Origin of the sequence: Burkholderia sp. BCC1644 (genome assembly GCF_902833225.1) — a bacterium.
In the GTDB taxonomy this organism is placed as follows: Bacteria; Pseudomonadota; Gammaproteobacteria; order Burkholderiales; family Burkholderiaceae; genus Burkholderia.
The window spans coordinates 181,035-199,077 of sequence record NZ_CADFEI010000005.1; the positions used below are offsets into that span (position 1 = coordinate 181,035).

An 18,043-nucleotide genomic window follows, 5' to 3' on the forward strand; every position below is an offset into this window, starting at 1 on the left:
TGAATAATAACGAGCAAAAAGGGAAAGTAGCACATAGCGACAACGCGCTGGAAAGTCGAATTACCGATTGCCTCGTCAAACTCAAAGTAATCCAGCTTCGATAATTTTCTAGTTGATCATGTTGATTCCGCAATCGCTCTTTCGCACGGAGGCTGAGCAAGCCCAACGCGCGCCTATGCTCGGGAAGATTTTACTGGTACGCCCACTGTCATTCGCTTTCCTGACATGCGCAGCGGGAAGCATGGCACTTTGCGTCATAGCGTTGTTCCTGCTGTGCAATTACACACGGCGTACCACGGTCGAGGGCGTAGTGATGCCCGATACGGGACTCGTCAAAGTCTATGCGCAGCAGCCCGGCATCGTTCTGCGCAAGGCCATCATCGAAGGTCAACACGTAACGCGTGGAACGGTGCTCTATACGGTGTCCACCGACCTACAGAGCGCCGCCGGAGGGCGCACGCAGGCCGCACTGATCAAGCAGGCACTCCAGCGCAAGACATCGCTGCTGCAGGAAATCGACAAAACCCGAGTATTGCAGCAGGACGCTCGAGAAACGCTGCAAGCGAAACTATCCAGCTTGGGCGCTGAACTCGCGCGCGTAGACGCACAGCTAACCAGCCAACGTGAGCGAACAGCCATCGCTGCCGATGGTGTTACTCGCTATCGGCGTCTGCTCGCACTGGACTACATCTCGACGGACCAGTTCCAGCAGCGCCAAACCGAGCACCTTGATCAGAAGTCGAGGCTGCTCGGCCTGCAGCGCGAGCGCGCGAACATATCACAAGCGCTCAAAGAATCCGAGAGCGAACTCTCGGGCCCTGCATTCAAGCAACAGAATCAGCTCTCGCCACTTGAGCGCAACGTAATCGACGTTGATCAAGCTCTGATCGAAAACGAAGCGCGGCGCGAACTGGCGGTAACAGCGCCCGAGACCGGCGTACTCACTGCTGTGATCGCTGAGCCTGGTCAGACGATCGATACGGCGCACCCCGCGGCGAGCATCGTGCCGAACGGCGCGCGCTGGCAAGTTCACCTGTTCGTGCCAAGCGCCGCTGTTGGCTTTGTGCACGTCGGCGATTCAGTACGAGTCCGGTACCAAGCCTATCCATACCAGAAATTCGGCCAGTATCGTGCGCACGTGACATCCATCGCGCGTACGGCACTATCCCCCGCCGAATTCGCAACAAGCGGAGGCCCCACGAATCGTGATGGCACATTCTATCGAATCACCGCCGCCCTTGACGCGCAAACCGTCACCGCGTATGGCAAGCCGCAGCCTTTGCAGGCTGGCATGACGCTGCAAGCCGACATCTTGCAAGAACGTCGCCGCCTGTATGAATGGGTTCTCGAACCACTCTATAGCTTAACCGGTAAACTCTGATTCCACTGCTTTTATGTTCTTTCCAGACCGTCTTTCACTCGGCATCCGAAGCAAATTGCCGATGCTACTGCAGACAGAAGCGGCCGAGTGCGGGCTCGCATGCCTCGCGATGATTTCGGGTTACCACGGACACCACGTCGATCTCGCAACGCTTCGCAGCCGCTTCCCGGTGTCGCTCAAGGGAACAGCGCTCTCGCGCGTGATCGAGGTTGCTCATCGGCTCGATCTCGGCACTCGTGCGCTAAAACTCGATCTCGACCAGCTTGGGCAACTGCGCATGCCGTGCATCCTCCATTGGGAATTCAATCACTTCGTTGTATTGAAGGAAGTAACTACCAAACGAGCAGTAGTCTATGATCCGGCACACGGAATTCGTCGCTTACCGCTCACCGTCCTTTCGCGCTCGTTCACCGGCGTCGCGTTAGAGCTATGGCCAACGAGTGCTTTTAAACCACTTGAAGCAGCGCCTGCAGTCAAACTGCGCTCGCTGATGGGGCCAGTGTCGGGATTATCTCGCTCGCTCGGCCAAGTACTCGTGCTTGCGCTTGTACTCGAGGTTTTCGCACTGATACAACCGTTCTTTCTGCAATGGGTTATCGATGAAGTAATCGTCAGCACCGATCGCGATCTTCTCACTGTCCTTGCACTCGGTTTCGGTCTTCTGTTGCTGATGCAACAAGCGACAAGTGCAATCCGCGCATGGGCGTTGATGTACTTCGGCACGACCCTCAACGTCCAGTGGCGTGCGAATGTGTTCAGCCACCTGCTGAGCCTGCCGGTGCGCTACTTCGAACGACGCCATTTAGGCGACGTCGTGTCGCGCTTCGGTGCAATCGATACGATCCAGCAAACCCTGACCACATCGTTCCTGAGCGCCGTGATTGATGGTCTGATGACGATAGTTACTCTCGTGATGATGTTTGTCTACAGTCGTATGCTGGGCTGCATCGCGCTTGCCGCAATGGCGCTGTATGCGTTATTGCGCTGGCTCTGGTATCAGCCGCTACGGCGAGCGACAGTCGAACAGATCGTGCATGCCGCCAAACAGCAAAGCCACTTCCTTGAGACCGTACGCGGCGTAAAGACAATCAAACTATTCAACCGACAGGAGGAGCGCCGAGCGAGTTGGCTGTCTCTGCTGGTCGAACAAATTAATGCCGGTTTGCACATACAGAAGCTGCAGTTACTTTACCAGCAACTTAACGGGTTGCTGTTCGGCATCGAAGGCATCCTGATTGTCTGGCTTGGTGCACGGATGGTAATTGACGGCCAGTTCACGGTCGGTGTACTCATAGCATTCAATGCGTACAAAGGGCAATTCGACAGTCGCATCGGCGGCCTAATCGACAAGTATTACGAAATCAAAATGCTGCAGTTGCAGGGAGAGAGGCTCGCCGATATCGTGTTCGAGAAGCCCGAGAGCGACGCAAACCTGCGCGACGTACACGGCGAGACAGACGATGTTGCAGCCAGCATTGAATTCGCTGCGGTCGGTTTTCGTTACGCAGATGGTGAGCACGCCGTGCTCGATTGTGTATCGTTCGGGATTTCACCAGGCGAGTCAGTCGCACTGATCGGACCATCAGGCTGTGGCAAAACCACACTCGTCAATGTGCTACTCGGTGTGCTCACCCCAACCGCCGGCAGCATACGAATCGGTGGCGTCGAAATTAATCGACTCGGCACAAATCGACTGCGTGCGCTGATCGGAACCGTGCTTCAGGACGATGTGCTGTTTGCCGGCTCTATCCGTGACAACATCAGTTTCTTCGATCCAAATACCGATATACAGTGGGTTGTCGAATGCGCACGGCTCGCCGCAATGCATGATGACATCGTGGCAATGCCGATGGGATACAACACCTTGGTCGGCGACATGGGTACTGTGCTGTCGGGTGGTCAGAAGCAGCGCGTATTGCTGGCGCGAGCGCTGTACAAACGGCCCAAGATTCTAGTACTCGACGAGGCAACGAGCCATCTGGATATTCAGCGCGAACGACAGGTCAATGCCGCTGTCAGTGCATTGAAGATGACTCGTGTGATCATCGCGCACCGGCCAGAAACCATCGAGTCAGCCGCGCGTGTGGTGATGCTGCACGGTGGCCGGGTCGTTCTCGATCAGCCGACAATTGACAACGCAGTCACCGAACCGCAAGCAGGCCGATGAAGCTCGTCGTCTACTTAACCATTTCGGCCGCCACCCTGACGACGGCTCTTCGAACCGATGCACAGGTACTCGACGTGTTCCGCATGCACCCCGCCGTGTCCGCGACGCCCACCGGAACGTTACTGCGCGATACCACGTGTCGACAATCGCGGAATACACGTCCGCTCGAACTCGACGACGCGGTGCTGTACGCGATCTGTACAAACCCGCAGGCACGCCGAGCATGGAACGACGCGCGTGCGCAAGCCGCAGCGCTAGGCATTGCCGATGCCGCATACCTGCCTTTGCTGAACGCGACGGCAGGCATAGAGCGCAATACACTGTCGACTACCTACAATTACAGCGCCTTCGGCGCCGGTTCGAGAAACCAGTCACAGAACTCATCGAGTCAATTTGGAAGACTCAACCTGAGTTGGATATTGTTCGATTTCGGCAAACGCGGCGCCGCTCGACGCCAGGCGCAGGCTTTACTTGCGGCCGCGAACGCGACGCACGACGAGACGCTGCAAGTGGTGTTCTTCAATACGGCTCAGGCATTCTATGCGCTACGTGATGCACAGGCGTCACTCGACTCTGCACTGCAAACAGAGACGATTGCACACCAAACCCTGATCGAAGCGACTGCCAAACACCAGGCCGGCGCCGGCACGCTCGCCGACGAGTTGCAAGCGCGCACCAGTTATCGACGTGCGTTGCTTGATCGCGTCAGCTCGGAGGGCGAAGTGCGCATTATGACGGGAGCTCTTGCTGTCGCGATCGGGTTGGACGCAAACACCACCGTACAGGTCACGCCTCAGGAACCCGATATCGCGGATAAGCCAACCGAAATCGAGGCCACGATCGATCGGCTGATCGAGGAAGCCAAACAGCAGCACCCAAAGCTGATTGCCGCACGCGCGAAGCTCGACGCAGCGCGTGCCAGCATCGACGCTGCCCGCGCGCTGGGGCGGCCCGCCATCTCACTCGTCGGCAGCATCACACAAAACAATCCGTCGTACCAGCAACAACCACAATCGGCCCCGATCATGCACAGTCGTGGCAGCTCGGTCGGGATACAGATGACAATCCCGCTGTTCGAGGGTTTCGCATTCGGATACCGAATCGAACAAGCGCAAGCGCAAGCCGATGCGCAGGAAGCTGCCTTGCGCAACGTCGAACTCCAGGCGTCGCTGGACGTATGGAAGAGCTATCACGGCCTACAAGCCGATGCTACCAATCTCGCGAACTCGCAGAATCTGCTGGAAGATGCACAACAGGCGCTCGATATCGCGCGTGGTCGCTACAAGGAGGGGGTCGGGACGTTCACCGATATGCTTGTCGCCCAAACCGCGCTTGCCGATGCACAAAAGCAGCGCGTGTTAGCCAAATCAAAGTGGCGCTCCACGCGCCTCGGTCTAGCAGCGAGCCTCGGTAAGCTTGACCTGCAGGATACTAATCCATAACTACAGCTTCATTCTTTTCCGCAACGCACAAAAAAACGGGCGCCCGAAGGCGCCCGTCGCTTGTCTGAAGAACAGCGTACCGCTTACTTGTTCTCGAACATGTCCATGATCTGCTGCTTCTCCTGCGGCGTGACGGGCGGCGGCGCGAGCCCTGCCGCGCCGGCCGAACCCAGCGCGTCGTTCGCGCTGATCGCGTTCTCCGCCGGGTTGATGTCGACGTTCGCGACGAAGCCGTTGCCCGGCGTGCGATCGGCGTAGTACAGCTCGCCGTCGATCGAGGTCAGCCCGTCCGGCATCGGCATCTGCTGCTCGGGCACGCCGTTCAGCGCGGTGCGCATGTAGTTCACCCAGATCGGCAACGCGAGCTGCGCGCCGAATTCGCGGCTGCCGAGGCTCTTCGGCTGGTCGAAGCCCATCCATGCGACCGCGACGAGCGACTGCTGGTAGCCGGCGAACCAGCCGTCCTTCGCGTCGTTCGTCGTACCCGTCTTGCCCTGCAGGTCGCTGCGGCCCAGTGCGTTGGTGCCTGCGCCCGTGCCGGCCGTCGCGACCGAATGCAGCAGGCTGTTCATCACGTACGCGTTGCGGCCTTCGATCGTGCGCGGCGCCGTGCCGCCCGCGATCACCGGCTGCGACTTCTGCAGCGGCTGGCCGCGTGCGTCGTCGACTTCGGCGATCAGGTACGGATCGACCTTGTAGCCGCCGTTCGCGAACACCGCGTAGCCGGTCGCGAGCTGCAGCGGCGTCACGAGGCCCGCGCCGAGCGCCATCGGCAGGTACGGCGGCGTCTTCGCCGGATCGAAGCCGAAGCGCTGCGTCACGTACTGCTGCGCATACTGCGTGCCGATCGATGCGAGGATCCGGATCGACACGAGGTTCTTCGAACGCTGCAGGCCGGTGCGCATCGTCATCGGGCCGTCCGGCTGGTCGTCGTCCTTCGGCTCCCACGCGGTGCCGCCCGGCACGCTCGGCGGGAAGTACAGCGGCGCGTCGTTGATCATCGTCGCCGGCCCCATGCCCTTGTCGAGCGACGCCGAGTAGATGAACGGCTTGAACGACGAGCCCGGCTGCCGCCACGCCTGCGTCACGTGGTTGAACTTGCTCTTGTTGAAGTCGAAGCCGCCGACGAGCGAGCGGATTGCACCGTCCTGCGGGGCAATCGCGACGAGCGCGCCTTCGACCTGCGGCAGCTGCACGACCTGCCAGCCCGTCTTGCCGTCCTTCAGCACGCGCACGACCGAGCCCGGCTTGATGCGCAGCGTATCGTTCGCGCGCGGGCTCAATGCGGCCGACACGAAGCGCAGCCCGGCCGGCCCGATCGTCGTGGTCGCGCCGCCGACGAACTGCACCTCGACCGCATTCGGCGACGCCGACAGCACGACCGCCGACTGCAGGTCGCCGTTGTCCGGGTGATCGGCGAGCGCATCGTCGATCGCCTCGTCGCGGTCGTCGCCGGCCGCGGGCAGCTGGATCGATGCTTCCGGCCCACGATAGCCGTGGCGGCGCTCGTAGTCGAGAATGCCGCGACGCACGGCCTGGTACGCGGCTTCCTGGTCGGACGAGTTGATCGTCGTCGTGACGGTCAGCCCGCGCGTATAGGTTTCGTCCTTGTACTGCTGGTACATCATCTGCCGCACCATCTCGGCGACGTATTCGCCGTGCACCGCGTACTGGTTGCCCGGCGTGCGCACGTGGATCTCTTCCTTGATCGCTTCGTCGTACTGCGGCTGCGTGATGTAGCCGACCTCGAGCATGCGCTTCAGGATGTACTCCTGACGCACCTTCGCGCGCTTCGGATTGACGACCGGGTTATACGCGGACGGCGCCTTCGGCAGCCCCGCGAGCATCGCCGCTTCAGCAAGCGTGATGTCCTTCAGGTCCTTGCCGAAATACACGCGTGCAGCGGCGGCGAAACCGTACGAACGCTGGCCGAGATAGATCTGGTTCATGTACAGCTCGAGGATCTGGTCCTTCGTCAGGGCCTTCTCGATCTTGTACGCGAGCAGCATTTCGTAAATCTTGCGCGTGTAGGTCTTCTCGCTCGACAGGAAGAAGTTGCGCGCGACCTGCATCGTGATCGTGCTCGCGCCCTGCCGCGCGCCGCCGTGCATCAGGTCGGCCACGCCCGCCCGCAGGATGCCGACGAAGTCGACGCCGCCGTGTTCGTAGAAGCGGTAGTCCTCGATCGCGAGCACGGCTTTCTTCATCACGTCGGGAATGTCCTGGAAGCGCACGAGGCTGCGACGTTCCTCGCCGAACTCGCCGATCAGCACGTGATCGGCCGTGAACACGCGCAGCGGCACCTTCGGCTGGTAGTTGGTCAGCGCATCGAGCGACGGCAGCTGCGGCGCCATCACGACCAGTGCATAACCGACGATCAGCGCGCCGACGATCGCCAGCGTCACGAACAGGCCGGCGAACCACAGCGCGACGCGCGAGCCGAACGAGCGACGGCGTCCGCCGCCACCCCCGCTGCGCTGCTGTGCGCGGCGGCCGTCGTCGCGATCGTCGTCATCGGGGTAATAGGCCCCGGACGGCGAACGGCGCAGCGTGTAGTGGGGTTCGTTCCTGTCGGAAGAAGAAGGCGGTCGTTTGATAATTGGCATGTCGGAATGGCGGGCGTACGTGGCGCCCTCGGACGCATGCGGAAATGCAAGCGGATGAATCAGAGTGGGTGCATCGAGATGCGGCTGTCACGTCGACAGACCCCGCCGCGCGGCGATCCGTTCCCGCGACGTGACAGCGCATTTTAATGAAATCGACCGGGTGCCTTCGCGATTTTTTGTAAAAATTCCCGCAATGCCGTGATTTGCGGAACGTATTGTCGGCATCCTCGGCCTATGATGGACACGCAATATCGCGCGTTACCGATTTTTTCTTTCAGCTTCGAAAGCTTCGGTATCCGGATACACGGGCCGCTTGAACTCGCGCGTTTAAGCCGTATTTAAGTGAACCGGTGGTGTAATATCCGCCGGCTCATGCGGGTCGGAACCGGCCCGCAGCGGGCACTGCCGCGAATGCGCGGCGCCTTTCAATCACGGAGGATTTCATGTCGCTTTTCGACTCTGTTTCGCGCACGATCAAAGGCCTGCTGAACGATGCGGCCGATTCGGTACAGGATCCGTCGCGCGACGCACGGCAGATCGTGCGGGAGCTCGACGACAGCATCGGCCGTGCCGAGAATTCGCTGATCGAGATCGAGGCACAGGTCGCGACCCAGCGCAGCAAGCGCGATGCGGCCGACGACAAGGTGAAGAAGTACGAGGACGGCGCGAAGCGCGCGCTGCAGTCCGGTGACGAAGCACTCGCCCGCGAGGCGCTCGCCGCGCAGTCGAACGCCGAAGCCGAGCGCGATGCGCTCGCGGCCGAGCTGACGACGCTCGAGCCGTCGGTCGACAAGCTGAAGGGGCAGATCGCCGACATGCGCCAGCGCCGCAACGACCTGAATGCGCGCTCGAACATCCTGCAGGCCAAGCAGGAAATCGCGCAGGCGAAGGACGTCGCGGCCAGCGCGCTGGGCGGCATCGGCGGCAAGAACCTGTCCGAGGATTTCCAGAAGCTCGAAGACAAGGTCGCGCTGCAGAACGCCCGCTCGGACGCCCGTCTGAATTCCGCCGACACGTCGAGCGGCAAGGCGCTCGACGACAAGCTCGCCGCGCTGAACAAGGGCCCGTCGGTCGAGGATCGCCTCGCCGCGCTGAAGAAGCAGCTCGATACGCCCGCGCAGTAACGGCAAACGCGCCGCGCCCCGGCCCGGGTGCGCGGCGCGAACCGATCGTCAGGAGACGGGCGCCTGCGCCCGGTTCGACCATGAAGAAATCTCTCGCCGCACTCGGCCTCTCGCTGATGTTGCTGTCGTCCGCCGCGTTTGCGGTACCGTCGCTGCAGCAGGTCGAGCAATCGATCGCGCAACGCAACTGGCAGCAAGCCGACACGCAGCTGTCGCAAGTCATCGACGCCCATCCGAACAACGCGCACGCGCGCTACCTGTATGCGCAGGTGCTGGACCGCGAAGGCCGCGCGTCCGACGCGCTCGCGCAACTGCAGCAAGCGAAAACGCTCGATCCGCAGTTGAAGTTCACCGACGCGTCGCGCTTCGCGCAGACCGAATCGCGCATTCGCGCCGACGCCGCGCGCGTGAGCGGCAACGTGCCGTCAGCCACGCAAGCCGGCACGCTGCAGCCGGGGCTCGCCCCTGCCGTCGCGCCGGCCGAAAAACACGGCCCGTCGACGGGCATGTGGATCGGCCTCGGGCTGATCGTCGCGATCATTGCGCTGGTGCTGCGCTGGACGCTGCGGCGCGCGCGCACGGCCGACGACGGCCGCGCCGACGACGAACGCCGCACGCAGCTCAAGCGTGCGACCGACGTGCTGAACGACATCCGTCCGCTGAAACTCGACGCGAAGCTGTCGACGACGCCCGGCGCCGCGGCACTCATCGGTGAAATCGAAGCGATCGAGACCGACGCGCGCACGCTCGTCGAGGCGCTGTCGAACGGCAAGAATCCGGTGCCGCCGTATCGCATCGACGAACTCGAACAACGCCATGCGAGCGTGAAGGCGCGCGTCGAAGGCCGCCCCGATCCGGCCGCGCAACCTGCGGCACCGGTGAACGGCAGCGGCTCCGTGTACGCACAGGAAGCCGATCGCATGACGGGCGCGCAGGGCCAGCCCTACCCGCCACAACCCTATCCGCAACAGCAGCCGCCCGTCGTGATCCAGCAAGGCGGCGGCGGTTTCGGCGGCGGGATGGGCGGGCTGCTGACCGGCGTGCTGCTCGGCGAGGCGATGTCGGGCGGACGCGAGCGCGTGGTCGAACGCGACGTGATCGTCGACGGCGAGCGCCGCCGGCAGGAAACCGACCCGGGCTTCGACCTCGGCCGCGGCGACGCGTCGAACTGGAGCGACGGCAGCGGCGGTGGCGGTGGTGGCGGCATGGACCTCGGCAGCAATGACGACGGCTGGACCGACGACAACACCTGACAGTGCACCGCGCGTCGCACGCGCTGCCACGCACGCCACGCTCCCCTGCCTCGCCGGCCGCGTCGACGCGCGGATTTGTCAATCATTTCAAGATGGACTACCGGCAATGGGGAGCGTTCGCTATCATGCGGCCATCGGCGTGCCACCGACCCTCATTCGACGCATTGCAATCCTGCGCGTCGCGGCACGCCTCCCCTCGCCCCAACCAGGAGAAAGCCGCTCATGAGCATCATCAAGGAATTCAAGGAGTTCGCCGTCAAGGGCAACGTGATGGATCTCGCCGTCGGCGTGATCATCGGCGGCGCGTTCTCGAAGATCGTCGATTCGATCGTGAAAGATCTCATCATGCCGGTCATCGGCGTGCTGACCGGCGGTCTGGATTTCTCGAACAAGTTCGTTCTGCTCGGCACCATCCCCCCGACGTTCAAGGGTAATCCCGATTCGTTCAAGGACCTGCAGGCCGCGGGCGTCGCCGCATTCGGTTACGGCTCGTTCATCACCGTGGCGATCAACTTCGTCATCCTCGCGTTCATCATTTTCATGATGGTGAAATTCATCAACAAGCTGCGCAAGCCGGAAGAAGCCGCGCCGGCCGCGACGCCGGAAGACACCGTGCTGCTGCGCGAGATCCGCGATTCGCTCAAGCAGCGCTGATCGCCGCGCGCTCCGCTCGCCAGGCCCGCCTCGTGCGGGCCTTTTTATTGCGCGTGCGATGCACCACTGCAAGCGGCCTATCTCACTTTTTTGTGACGGGCGAATGCACGCGCGGGGAAAGCAGGTCTATGATGGAGACTAAACGACAGTACGGGCGCCAAGACGCTGGCTGTGTCGATCATGGCGAGCAGGTCGACGGGAGACATTGATCGTCGTACTGCACGAATGCAGCATTTTCGTGTGCTATAAAGGATCGACATGCGGCGTACATAGCCGGGAGTGGGTCGCATGAAAGTGCCGCATTTCTTGCAATTGTTTTTGAGGCGAGTGTTTATGTCCTTCCCGAAAAAACGTCGGCGTGCGCAGCAGGATGGCCAGGAGTCATTCCTCGCGGTTCTGCGCCACTCGAAACCGTTTGCTCAACTCGACACCAAGATTGCCCGCGCCCGTGCGCAGGACGAACCCGTCCTCTATGCGCATGTGCTGCCCGGTCTCGACGTGCTCCTGTGCAGCGTGCGCGGTGCCCAACCGCCCTATCCAGCGATCGCCGAGCTGCGCAAGCGCTGCATCGAATCGATCGCCAACGCGCTCGAGCAGCCGCTCGACGGCCTCGAGAACGGCGGCTACTGGTACGAGGCGAACGGCTTCGGTTTCCTCGTATTTGCAAGCCGTGCGCGTGCGCGCATCCTGCCCGAGTTTGGTGCAGGCACGAAAGCGAGCCTGCGCGGCGGGCTCGGCCGCCAGAACGCCGGCGACACGACACCCCGCTCCCTCGGCTGATCCGCCTGCCACTCGATGGGCCGCCTCCGGGCGGCCCATCTGCCATTCACGCGCCCCGCTTGCCCGTCACGACGCCTGCTGACGGCCGTTGCCCGGCCGCACGATGTCGATGAACGCGGCGAAATCGGCGCCGGCGAGCCCTTGCGCGGCACCGAGCCGCAGCACCTGCTGGACCGTGGCCGATACGGGCATCACCGCGCCCGTGTCGCGCGCGGCGTCGGCAATCGCATCCACATCCTTCTGGAACGTGGCGAGCGCACCGATCGGCGGATGGCCGCCCGACGTCATGCGCGGCACGAACGTCTGCAGCAGCACCGAATCGGCCCAGCCGCCGGCCAGTGCCTCGGCCAGACGCGCGGCATCGATGCCGCTCGCCTGCGCGAGACCGACGGCCTCGGCGATCGCCGTGACCGTCGCGGTGACGATCGCCTGGTTGCACAGCTTCGCCGTCTGGCCCGCCCCGGCGTCGCCCATGTGCGTGATGCGCGACGCGTACGTGTCGATCAGCGGCCGCACCGCGTCGAGATCGGCCGCGCGGCCGCCCGCCATCACCGCGAGCGTGCCGGCCTGCGCGCCCGGCACGCCGCCGGACACTGGCGCATCGACCCAGCCGACGCCGAGTGCAGCCGCACGCGCCGCGTAGTCGCGCGTCGCCGCAGGCGGAATGCTCGAATGATCGACGATGCGCAGCAGGCGGCGCGCGGCGGCGGCGCCGGAGAGCAGCCCGTGCTCGCCGAACACGACATCGCCGACCGCACGGCCGTCGAGCACACACACGAATACCGTATCGACACGTTCGGCCAGTTCGCGCGGCGTGCCGACCACCTGCGCGCCGTCCTTGACCAGCGCCTCGGCCTTGTCACGCGAGCGATTCCACACGCTGACGCGATGCCCCGCCGCCAGCAAATGCCGAATCATCGGCGCGCCCATCAATCCCGGTCCGCAAAATCCGACTTCCACGATGTTCCTCGTCTCCGATATGGGTTGCACTTGCCGCCCATCATACCTATCACTCAAGAAGCCGGGCACGCGCGGCACCGCTTCGGGACCGCGGCTTGCACCGGCAATACAGACCGATATCCCAGGGAGCGCATCATGAGCGACCACGTGTACAAGATGATCGAGCTGACCGGTTCGTCGCGGCAATCGAGCGACGACGCGATCCGCAACGCGATCTCGAAAGCCGGCAAGACGCTGCACAACCTGCACTGGTTCCAGGTAACCGAAACACGCGGCCACATCGAAGGCGACCAGGTCGTGCACTGGCAGGTCACGCTGAAAGTCGGCATGCGCATCGACGACTGACGCGCCCCCGCATCCCACGCCGCGCCGCGATCCGGATCCGCGCAATACGGATCCGTGCGGCGCCGCGCGCCCCGCTTTCCACCCCGTTCAGGCCCCTTGTCGCGGCCCGGCCGGCGGGTGTCTGCGGGTATCCATCTCTTGACGCTGGACCCGCTTCATATTAAAAACAATATACCCCCCTTGCCCCTCGATCAGCCCAGCCATATAAACCGGAGATATCATGAGTCAGCAACGCGAGGCGATCGACACGTACCTCTTGCGCGTCTTGCACACCTTGTTGATGGAGCGCAGCGTCACGCGCGCGGCCGTCAAACTGAACCAGTCGCAACCGGCGATCAGCGCCGCGCTGCGACGCCTGCGCGACATCACCGGCGATCCGCTGCTGGTGCGCGGCAAATCCGGCATGGTGCCGACCGAATACGGGCTGCGCCTGCTCGAGCCCGTGCAGAACGCACTGCGTGAAATCGAGCGCATCAAGTTCCAGCAGCACAATTTCGACCCGGCCACGTCGATCCGCTGCTACCGGATCGGCTGCCCCGATTACCTGAACGTGCTGTTCGTGCCGACCGTCGTCGAACGCTTCCGCCAGGCCGCGCCGAACGCGACGCTCGAGTTTCATTCGCTCGGCCCCGCGTTCGACTACGAGCTCGCGCTGGAAGACGGCAAGCTCGACATCGTCGTCGGCAACTGGCCCGAACCGCCCGAGCAACTGCACCTGTCGAACCTGTTCGTCGACGAAATCGTCTGCCTGATGAGCAACACGCACCCGTTCGCAAAGCGCGGCGGGCTCACGCTCGACCAGTACCTGAATGCGCCGCATCTCGCGCCGACGCCGTACTCGGTCGGCCAGCGCGGCGCGATCGACGTGCATCTCGCGCGCGAACGCCTCAAGCGCCACGTGGTCGTCACGCTGCCGTACTTCAATCTCGCACCGTACGTGCTCGTGAAGTCCGACCTGATTTTCACGACGACGCGCCTGTTCGCCGATCACTACGCGAAGTTCCTGCCGCTGTCGGTCGTGCCGGCGCCGCTCGACTTCCCGCCGATGCAGTACTACCAGCTGTGGCACGAACGCTGCCACTACTCGGACGAAGTGCGCTGGCTGCGCAGCCTCGTCGCCGAAGCCACCCGCACGCTGATCGAGCCGTAACGGCATAGGCCGTCGCATCGCGTCGTGACACGTCACGGCGCGGCGACGGCCGGCGGCACGCCCGGCGAGGCGGCCGCCGTGCCGCTTCAGTGACGCTTCAGCGCGACGCCTCGACGAGCGCGTGCGCAAGCGCGTTGTGACGCTCGATGACGGGCGGCAGATCGAGCGTCGCCAACCGCCCTTCCCGCACCACCACCTTCCCGTTCACCACCGTGTACGCCGTCTGCGACGGCGCGCAGAACACGAGCGCCGCCACCGGATCGTGCAGCGCGCCCGCGAACAGCGGCTGGCGCAGGTCGAACGCCGCGAAGTCCGCGGCCATGCCGGGCTTCAGCGCACCGATGTCGTCGCGGTTCAGCACCTTCGCACCGCCAAGCGTCGCGATCTCGAGCGCTTCGCGCGCGGTCATCGCATCGGGCCCGAAGCCGACCCGCTGCAGCAGCAGCGCCTGCCGCACTTCCGCGACCATCTGCGCGCCGTCGTTCGACGCGGAACCGTCGACGCCGAGGCCGACCGGCACGCCCGCGAGACGCATCTTCTTCACCGGCGCGATGCCCGACGCGAGCCGCATGTTCGAGCACGGACAGTGCGCGACGCCCGTGCCGGTGCGTGCGAACAGGCCGATGCCCGCATCGTCGAGCTGCACGCAGTGCGCATGCCACACGTCGTGGCCGACCCAGCCGAGATCTTCCGCATATTCGGCCGGCGTCATCCCGAACTTCTCGCGGCTGTACGCGATGTCGTTGACGTTCTCCGCGAGGTGCGTGTGCAGCGACACGCCGTATTCGCGCGCGAGCACGGCCGCGTCGCGCATCAGGTCACGGCTCACCGAGAACGGCGAGCACGGCGCGACCACCACGCGCAGCATCGCGTAACGGCCTTCGTCGTGATAGGTCTCGATCAGGCGCTGCGTGTCGCGCAGGATATCGGGCTCGCGCTCGACGACCGAATCGGGCGGCAGCCCGCCGTCGCGCTGGCCGACGCTCATCGAGCCGCGGCTCGCGTGAAAGCGCATGCCGATCCGCTGCGCGGCGCCGATGCTGTCGTCGAGCCGGCTACCGTTCGGATAGATGTACAGGTGGTCGCTCGACGTCGTGCAGCCCGACTGCAGCAGCTCGGCCATCGCGGTCAGCGTCGACACTTCAATCATCTCGGGCGTCAGGTGCGCCCAGATCCGGTACAGGTTCGTGAGCCAGCCGAACAGCTCGGCGTTCTGCGCCGCGGGCACCGCGCGCGTGAGGCTCTGGTACATGTGATGGTGCGTGTTCACGAGCCCCGGGATCACGAGGTGGCCGCGCAGGTCGAGCACTTCGTCGGCCGTGTCGGGCAGCTCCGCGGTCGGGCCGACCGCGACGATTCGGTTGTCTTCGATGTAGAGCCCGGCGTCGCGCAACTCGCGGCGCGTGTCGTCCATGGTCACGAGCACGTCGGCGTGCTTGACCAGCAGGGTTTTCGGGCGGGATGAAGAGGTGTTCGGCGCGCGTGCGCCAGCGTGCTGCTCGAGGTTCATGCGTTCTCCGCGTCGGTCTGCCCCCAGGGGCTGTCCTGGAGGCGGTCACACAGCCGTTCGAACGCTGAATCGCGGCACGCCCCGGTGCCTGCGTCCGTTCGAACGCCCTGGCCCGGTTACCCGGCGTGCTCGCCGTCTTCGGGGTACGCGCCGGCCACAGGCCGACGCGCACGGCGGGAGGATCGCCCAAGCGCGCGCCGCACACAATGCGCGATCCGGAATACCGCGCTTCAGGGTTCCGATATGGTACGCCGCGCAGGCCCGCGCCGGGCACCTGACAGGCCACCGGAAGCCGCGTCCGGCATGCCGTCGACAGCCGCTCATGCGCGGCGCATTATCTTTGATATCGCGCCCGTATTTGCGCGGGGAACCTTTTTACAATGCCTGCACGGCGCTCGCTTCAATCTCGCCGACGGGTATGTAGCCACGTGACGTGGAGCCTCGATCCGCCGCACAGTCAATGGATCGAGTCGCCGCCGAACCTCGCATTCACACAAGGACAATTGCGAATGGGAAAGCTCACTACCCACGTACTCGATACGGCGCACGGCCGTCCCGGCGCTGCAATCAAGGTGGACCTCTACGCGCTGGACGGCGAATCGCGCCGCGCGATCAAGACCGTGCTGACCAATAGCGACGGCCGCTGCGACGAACCCCTGCTCGAAGGCGCCGCGCTCGCCGCCGGCGAATACGAACTCGTGTTCCATGCCGGCGACTACTTCGCGTCGCTCGGCGTGAAGGTACCCGAACCCCGTTTCGTCGATCGCGTCGTGCTCCGCTTCGGCATCGCCGACACCGGCTCGCACTACCACGTGCCGCTGCTCGTGTCGCCGTGGTCGTACAGCACCTATCGCGGCAGCTGACATTCGAATCAGCGCCCACATCAAACAAACGATTTGAGTCTGGAGGAGTTTCATGGAAGGCTTCATCACCGACTGGCTGAACCTCGCGCTGCGATGGCTGCACGTCATCGTCGCCATTGCGTGGATCGGCGAGTCCTTCTATTTCGTCGCGCTCGACAACAGCCTGAAACCGCCGACCGACCCGAACCAGCGCAAGCGCGGTGTGTTCGGCGAGCTGTGGCACGTCCACGGCGGCGGTTTCTACAACATGCAGAAGTACACGGTCGCCCCGCCGGAAATGCCGGATGACCTGCACTGGTCGAAGTGGCCGTCGTACACGACCTGGCTGTCGGGCTTCTCGTTGTTCTTCGTGCTGTACCTGCTCGCGCCGAACACCTACCTGATCGACAAGAGCGTGCTCGACATGGGCCCGGTGGTCGCCGTCGCATCCGCACTCGGCTTCCTCGCGGCCGGCTGGATCGTCTACGACTCGCTGTGCCGCATCCTCGGCACCAACGATCGCGTGCTCGGCATTTGCGTCGGCCTCTACGTCGTCGTCGCAGCGTACCTCGCGTGCCACATTTTCTCGGGCCGTGCCGCCTACCTGATCGTCGGCGCGATGCTCGCGACGATCATGTCGGCGAACGTGTTCTTCGTGATCATCCCCGGCCAGCGCAAGATGGTCGACAAGATGCTCAAGGGCGAAGAACCGAACCCGATCTACGGCAAGCGCGGCAAGCAGCGCTCGGTGCACAACACGTACTTCACGCTGCCGGTCGTGTTCGCGATGCTGTCGAACCACTACGCGATGACGTACACGAACAAGTTCAACTGGGTCGTGCTCGTGCTGATCATGCTGGCCGGCGCGCTGATTCGCCAGTTCTTCGTGATGCGTCACCGCGGCAAGCAGCTGTGGTACCTGCCGATCGGCGGCGTCGCCCTGCTGTCGGGCGCGCTGGTGTGGACGATGCCGAAGCCGGTTGCACCGGAAGCGCAAGCCGCGAACGCACCGAAGATCGTGATCAACGACATCATGCCGATCCTGCAGCAGCGCTGCGTCGAGTGCCACTCGTCGAAGCCGACGCTGATGGGCAGCGCACCCGCGGGCGTGATGTTCGACACGCCGGACGAAGTGTCGAAGAACGCGCAGCGTATCTACGAACAGGCCGTGCGCCTGAAGGCGATGCCGATCGGCAACGTCACGCACATGACCGACGACGAGCGCACCAAGCTCGCCGCCTGGTTCGAGGGTGGCGCGAACAAGTAAGCCGCCGTGCGCCGGGTACGAATGCCCGGCGCAATCCTCTCCGTTCGCGGGCCCGGTAACGGGCCCGTTTTTTTTGCGTGCGCCGAATGCGCTTCGTGCGCTAGCCGCGAATCGCGTCGCGCTGCAGTGCGACGAGCGCATCGACCGCGCGCGGGCCGTCGTCGAACGGTACGAAGATGTGATCGTGGTACGCGGCGGCCATCACGTTGCAGCTGATGCCGGCCGCACCGAGCGCCCGAGCGAATGCAGCCGTGAGGCCGACGGCCGCGAGGTCGGAGTGCACGGTCAGCGTGATCCATGCCGAGCGGAACAGCACGGGCCAGCCGCGACGTGCGGCCGTTTCCTCGTCGACCACGACCGTCAGCCCTTCCGCTTCGCGGAAGGTCGCAATCACTTCGGATAACGATACGTCCACATCGGTCGGCAGCGACACGAAGGCGAACGCGCCCGGATGCAGTTCGGGTTGCATCGTGCGCAGCAGGACCATGAGGTCGTTTTCAGGTTGGCTCATCGGAGGGGTACGCCCGGAACCGGACGTCGTGCGGTGGCGATGCGGGCACGA

15 protein-coding genes are annotated in these 18,043 nt (G+C 63.8%); 11 read left to right on the plus strand and 4 right to left on the minus strand.

From position 1 onward, the window contains the following. Window positions 1-121 precede the first annotated feature (121 nt). From HWX87_RS11795 to HWX87_RS11805, 3 genes are read left to right on the plus strand one after another with little or no spacing between them, the layout of a single operon-like run. On the plus strand, window positions 122-1,381 hold the full coding sequence (locus HWX87_RS11795; protein ID WP_176047500.1) for an HlyD family efflux transporter periplasmic adaptor subunit: 1,260 nt from the start codon (window positions 122-124) through the stop codon (window positions 1,379-1,381). Window positions 1,382-1,394: 13 nt separating this feature from the next. After that, the gene (locus HWX87_RS11800) at window positions 1,395-3,548 is read left to right on the plus strand and encodes a peptidase domain-containing ABC transporter (RefSeq protein ID WP_176047287.1); all 2,154 of its coding nucleotides are present in this window, start codon (window positions 1,395-1,397) and stop codon (window positions 3,546-3,548) included. Continuing rightward, window positions 3,545-4,990, plus strand: a complete 1,446-nt coding sequence (locus HWX87_RS11805; RefSeq protein WP_176047288.1) for a TolC family protein — start codon at window positions 3,545-3,547, stop codon at window positions 4,988-4,990. Before HWX87_RS11800 ends, HWX87_RS11805 begins: the two co-directional genes overlap by 4 nt. A gap of 83 nt (window positions 4,991-5,073) precedes the next feature. On the opposite strand, the gene HWX87_RS11810 is transcribed toward HWX87_RS11805, so the two are convergent. Beyond that, window positions 5,074-7,596 (minus strand): penicillin-binding protein 1A, encoded by a 2,523-nt coding sequence (locus HWX87_RS11810; RefSeq protein ID WP_176047289.1) that lies wholly within the window; start codon window positions 7,594-7,596, stop codon window positions 5,074-5,076. A 443-nt stretch (window positions 7,597-8,039) separates the two neighbouring features. On the opposite strand from HWX87_RS11810, the gene HWX87_RS11815 reads away from it, so the two are divergent. The 4 genes from HWX87_RS11815 to HWX87_RS11830 all read left to right on the plus strand — a co-directional run bounded on the left by HWX87_RS11815 (window position 8,040) and on the right by HWX87_RS11830 (window position 11,407). Next, window positions 8,040-8,720, plus strand: a complete 681-nt coding sequence (locus HWX87_RS11815; RefSeq protein WP_059233905.1) for a PspA/IM30 family protein — start codon at window positions 8,040-8,042, stop codon at window positions 8,718-8,720. 80 nt (window positions 8,721-8,800) lie between these two features. Further along, window positions 8,801-9,973 carry a tetratricopeptide repeat protein gene (locus tag HWX87_RS11820; protein WP_176047290.1) on the plus strand — a complete coding sequence of 391 codons (1,173 nt, stop codon included), beginning with the start codon at window positions 8,801-8,803 and terminating at the stop codon, window positions 9,971-9,973. Between the two features lie 222 nt (window positions 9,974-10,195). Beyond that, a complete protein-coding gene (mscL, locus tag HWX87_RS11825) occupies window positions 10,196-10,627 on the plus strand; it encodes a large conductance mechanosensitive channel protein MscL (RefSeq protein ID WP_176047291.1) in 432 nt (143 codons plus the stop codon). A gap of 333 nt (window positions 10,628-10,960) precedes the next feature. Beyond that, entirely contained in the window at window positions 10,961-11,407 is a 447-nt protein-coding gene (locus HWX87_RS11830; protein WP_027784713.1) for a hypothetical protein, read from the plus strand. 66 nt (window positions 11,408-11,473) lie between these two features. Here HWX87_RS11830 and HWX87_RS11835 read toward each other — a convergent pair whose 3' ends face one another. After that, complete coding sequence (locus HWX87_RS11835; RefSeq protein ID WP_176047292.1) at window positions 11,474-12,367, minus strand: NAD(P)-dependent oxidoreductase; 894 nt, start codon at window positions 12,365-12,367, stop codon at window positions 11,474-11,476. A 135-nt stretch (window positions 12,368-12,502) separates the two neighbouring features. Between HWX87_RS11835 and HWX87_RS11840 the strand changes: the two genes are divergently transcribed. Together HWX87_RS11840 and HWX87_RS11845 are read left to right on the plus strand one after the other, a co-directional pair. Then, entirely contained in the window at window positions 12,503-12,712 is a 210-nt protein-coding gene (locus HWX87_RS11840) for a dodecin (protein ID WP_006493215.1), read from the plus strand. 220 nt (window positions 12,713-12,932) lie between these two features. Continuing rightward, window positions 12,933-13,862 carry a LysR substrate-binding domain-containing protein gene (locus HWX87_RS11845; protein ID WP_006490213.1) on the plus strand — a complete coding sequence of 310 codons (930 nt, stop codon included), beginning with the start codon at window positions 12,933-12,935 and terminating at the stop codon, window positions 13,860-13,862. A gap of 97 nt (window positions 13,863-13,959) precedes the next feature. Here the strand turns inward: HWX87_RS11845 and HWX87_RS11850 are convergent, their stop codons facing one another. Then, the gene (locus HWX87_RS11850; protein WP_059233901.1) at window positions 13,960-15,372 is read right to left on the minus strand and encodes an 8-oxoguanine deaminase; all 1,413 of its coding nucleotides are present in this window, start codon (window positions 15,370-15,372) and stop codon (window positions 13,960-13,962) included. Between the two features lie 509 nt (window positions 15,373-15,881). Between HWX87_RS11850 and uraH the strand changes: the two genes are divergently transcribed. Together uraH and HWX87_RS11860 are read left to right on the plus strand one after the other, a co-directional pair. Continuing rightward, window positions 15,882-16,235, plus strand: coding sequence for a hydroxyisourate hydrolase (gene uraH / locus HWX87_RS11855; RefSeq protein WP_011352401.1), 354 nt, complete (start codon window positions 15,882-15,884; stop codon window positions 16,233-16,235). A 52-nt stretch (window positions 16,236-16,287) separates the two neighbouring features. Continuing rightward, entirely contained in the window at window positions 16,288-17,481 is a 1,194-nt protein-coding gene (locus tag HWX87_RS11860) for a urate hydroxylase PuuD (protein ID WP_176047293.1), read from the plus strand. Between the two features lie 100 nt (window positions 17,482-17,581). On the opposite strand, the gene HWX87_RS11865 is transcribed toward HWX87_RS11860, so the two are convergent. Next, window positions 17,582-17,992 (minus strand): ACT domain-containing protein, encoded by a 411-nt coding sequence (locus HWX87_RS11865; RefSeq protein WP_176047294.1) that lies wholly within the window; start codon window positions 17,990-17,992, stop codon window positions 17,582-17,584. Window positions 17,993-18,043 lie beyond the last annotated feature (51 nt).

Coding starts and splice junctions, on each gene's coding strand:
- HWX87_RS11850 (WP_059233901.1), bottom strand. CDS start 15,372: ATGAACCTCGAGCAGCACGCTGGCGCACGCGCGCCGAACACCTCTTCA.
- HWX87_RS11860 (WP_176047293.1), top strand. CDS start 16,288: ATGGAAGGCTTCATCACCGACTGGCTGAACCTCGCGCTGCGATGGCTG.
- HWX87_RS11815 (WP_059233905.1), top strand. CDS start 8,040: ATGTCGCTTTTCGACTCTGTTTCGCGCACGATCAAAGGCCTGCTGAAC.
- HWX87_RS11830 (WP_027784713.1), top strand. CDS start 10,961: ATGTCCTTCCCGAAAAAACGTCGGCGTGCGCAGCAGGATGGCCAGGAG.
- mscL (WP_176047291.1), top strand. CDS start 10,196: ATGAGCATCATCAAGGAATTCAAGGAGTTCGCCGTCAAGGGCAACGTG.
- HWX87_RS11805 (WP_176047288.1), top strand. CDS start 3,545: ATGAAGCTCGTCGTCTACTTAACCATTTCGGCCGCCACCCTGACGACG.
- HWX87_RS11865 (WP_176047294.1), bottom strand. CDS start 17,992: ATGAGCCAACCTGAAAACGACCTCATGGTCCTGCTGCGCACGATGCAA.
- HWX87_RS11845 (WP_006490213.1), top strand. CDS start 12,933: ATGAGTCAGCAACGCGAGGCGATCGACACGTACCTCTTGCGCGTCTTG.
- HWX87_RS11810 (WP_176047289.1), bottom strand. CDS start 7,596: ATGCCAATTATCAAACGACCGCCTTCTTCTTCCGACAGGAACGAACCC.
- uraH (WP_011352401.1), top strand. CDS start 15,882: ATGGGAAAGCTCACTACCCACGTACTCGATACGGCGCACGGCCGTCCC.
- HWX87_RS11800 (WP_176047287.1), top strand. CDS start 1,395: ATGTTCTTTCCAGACCGTCTTTCACTCGGCATCCGAAGCAAATTGCCG.
- HWX87_RS11820 (WP_176047290.1), top strand. CDS start 8,801: ATGAAGAAATCTCTCGCCGCACTCGGCCTCTCGCTGATGTTGCTGTCG.
- HWX87_RS11840 (WP_006493215.1), top strand. CDS start 12,503: ATGAGCGACCACGTGTACAAGATGATCGAGCTGACCGGTTCGTCGCGG.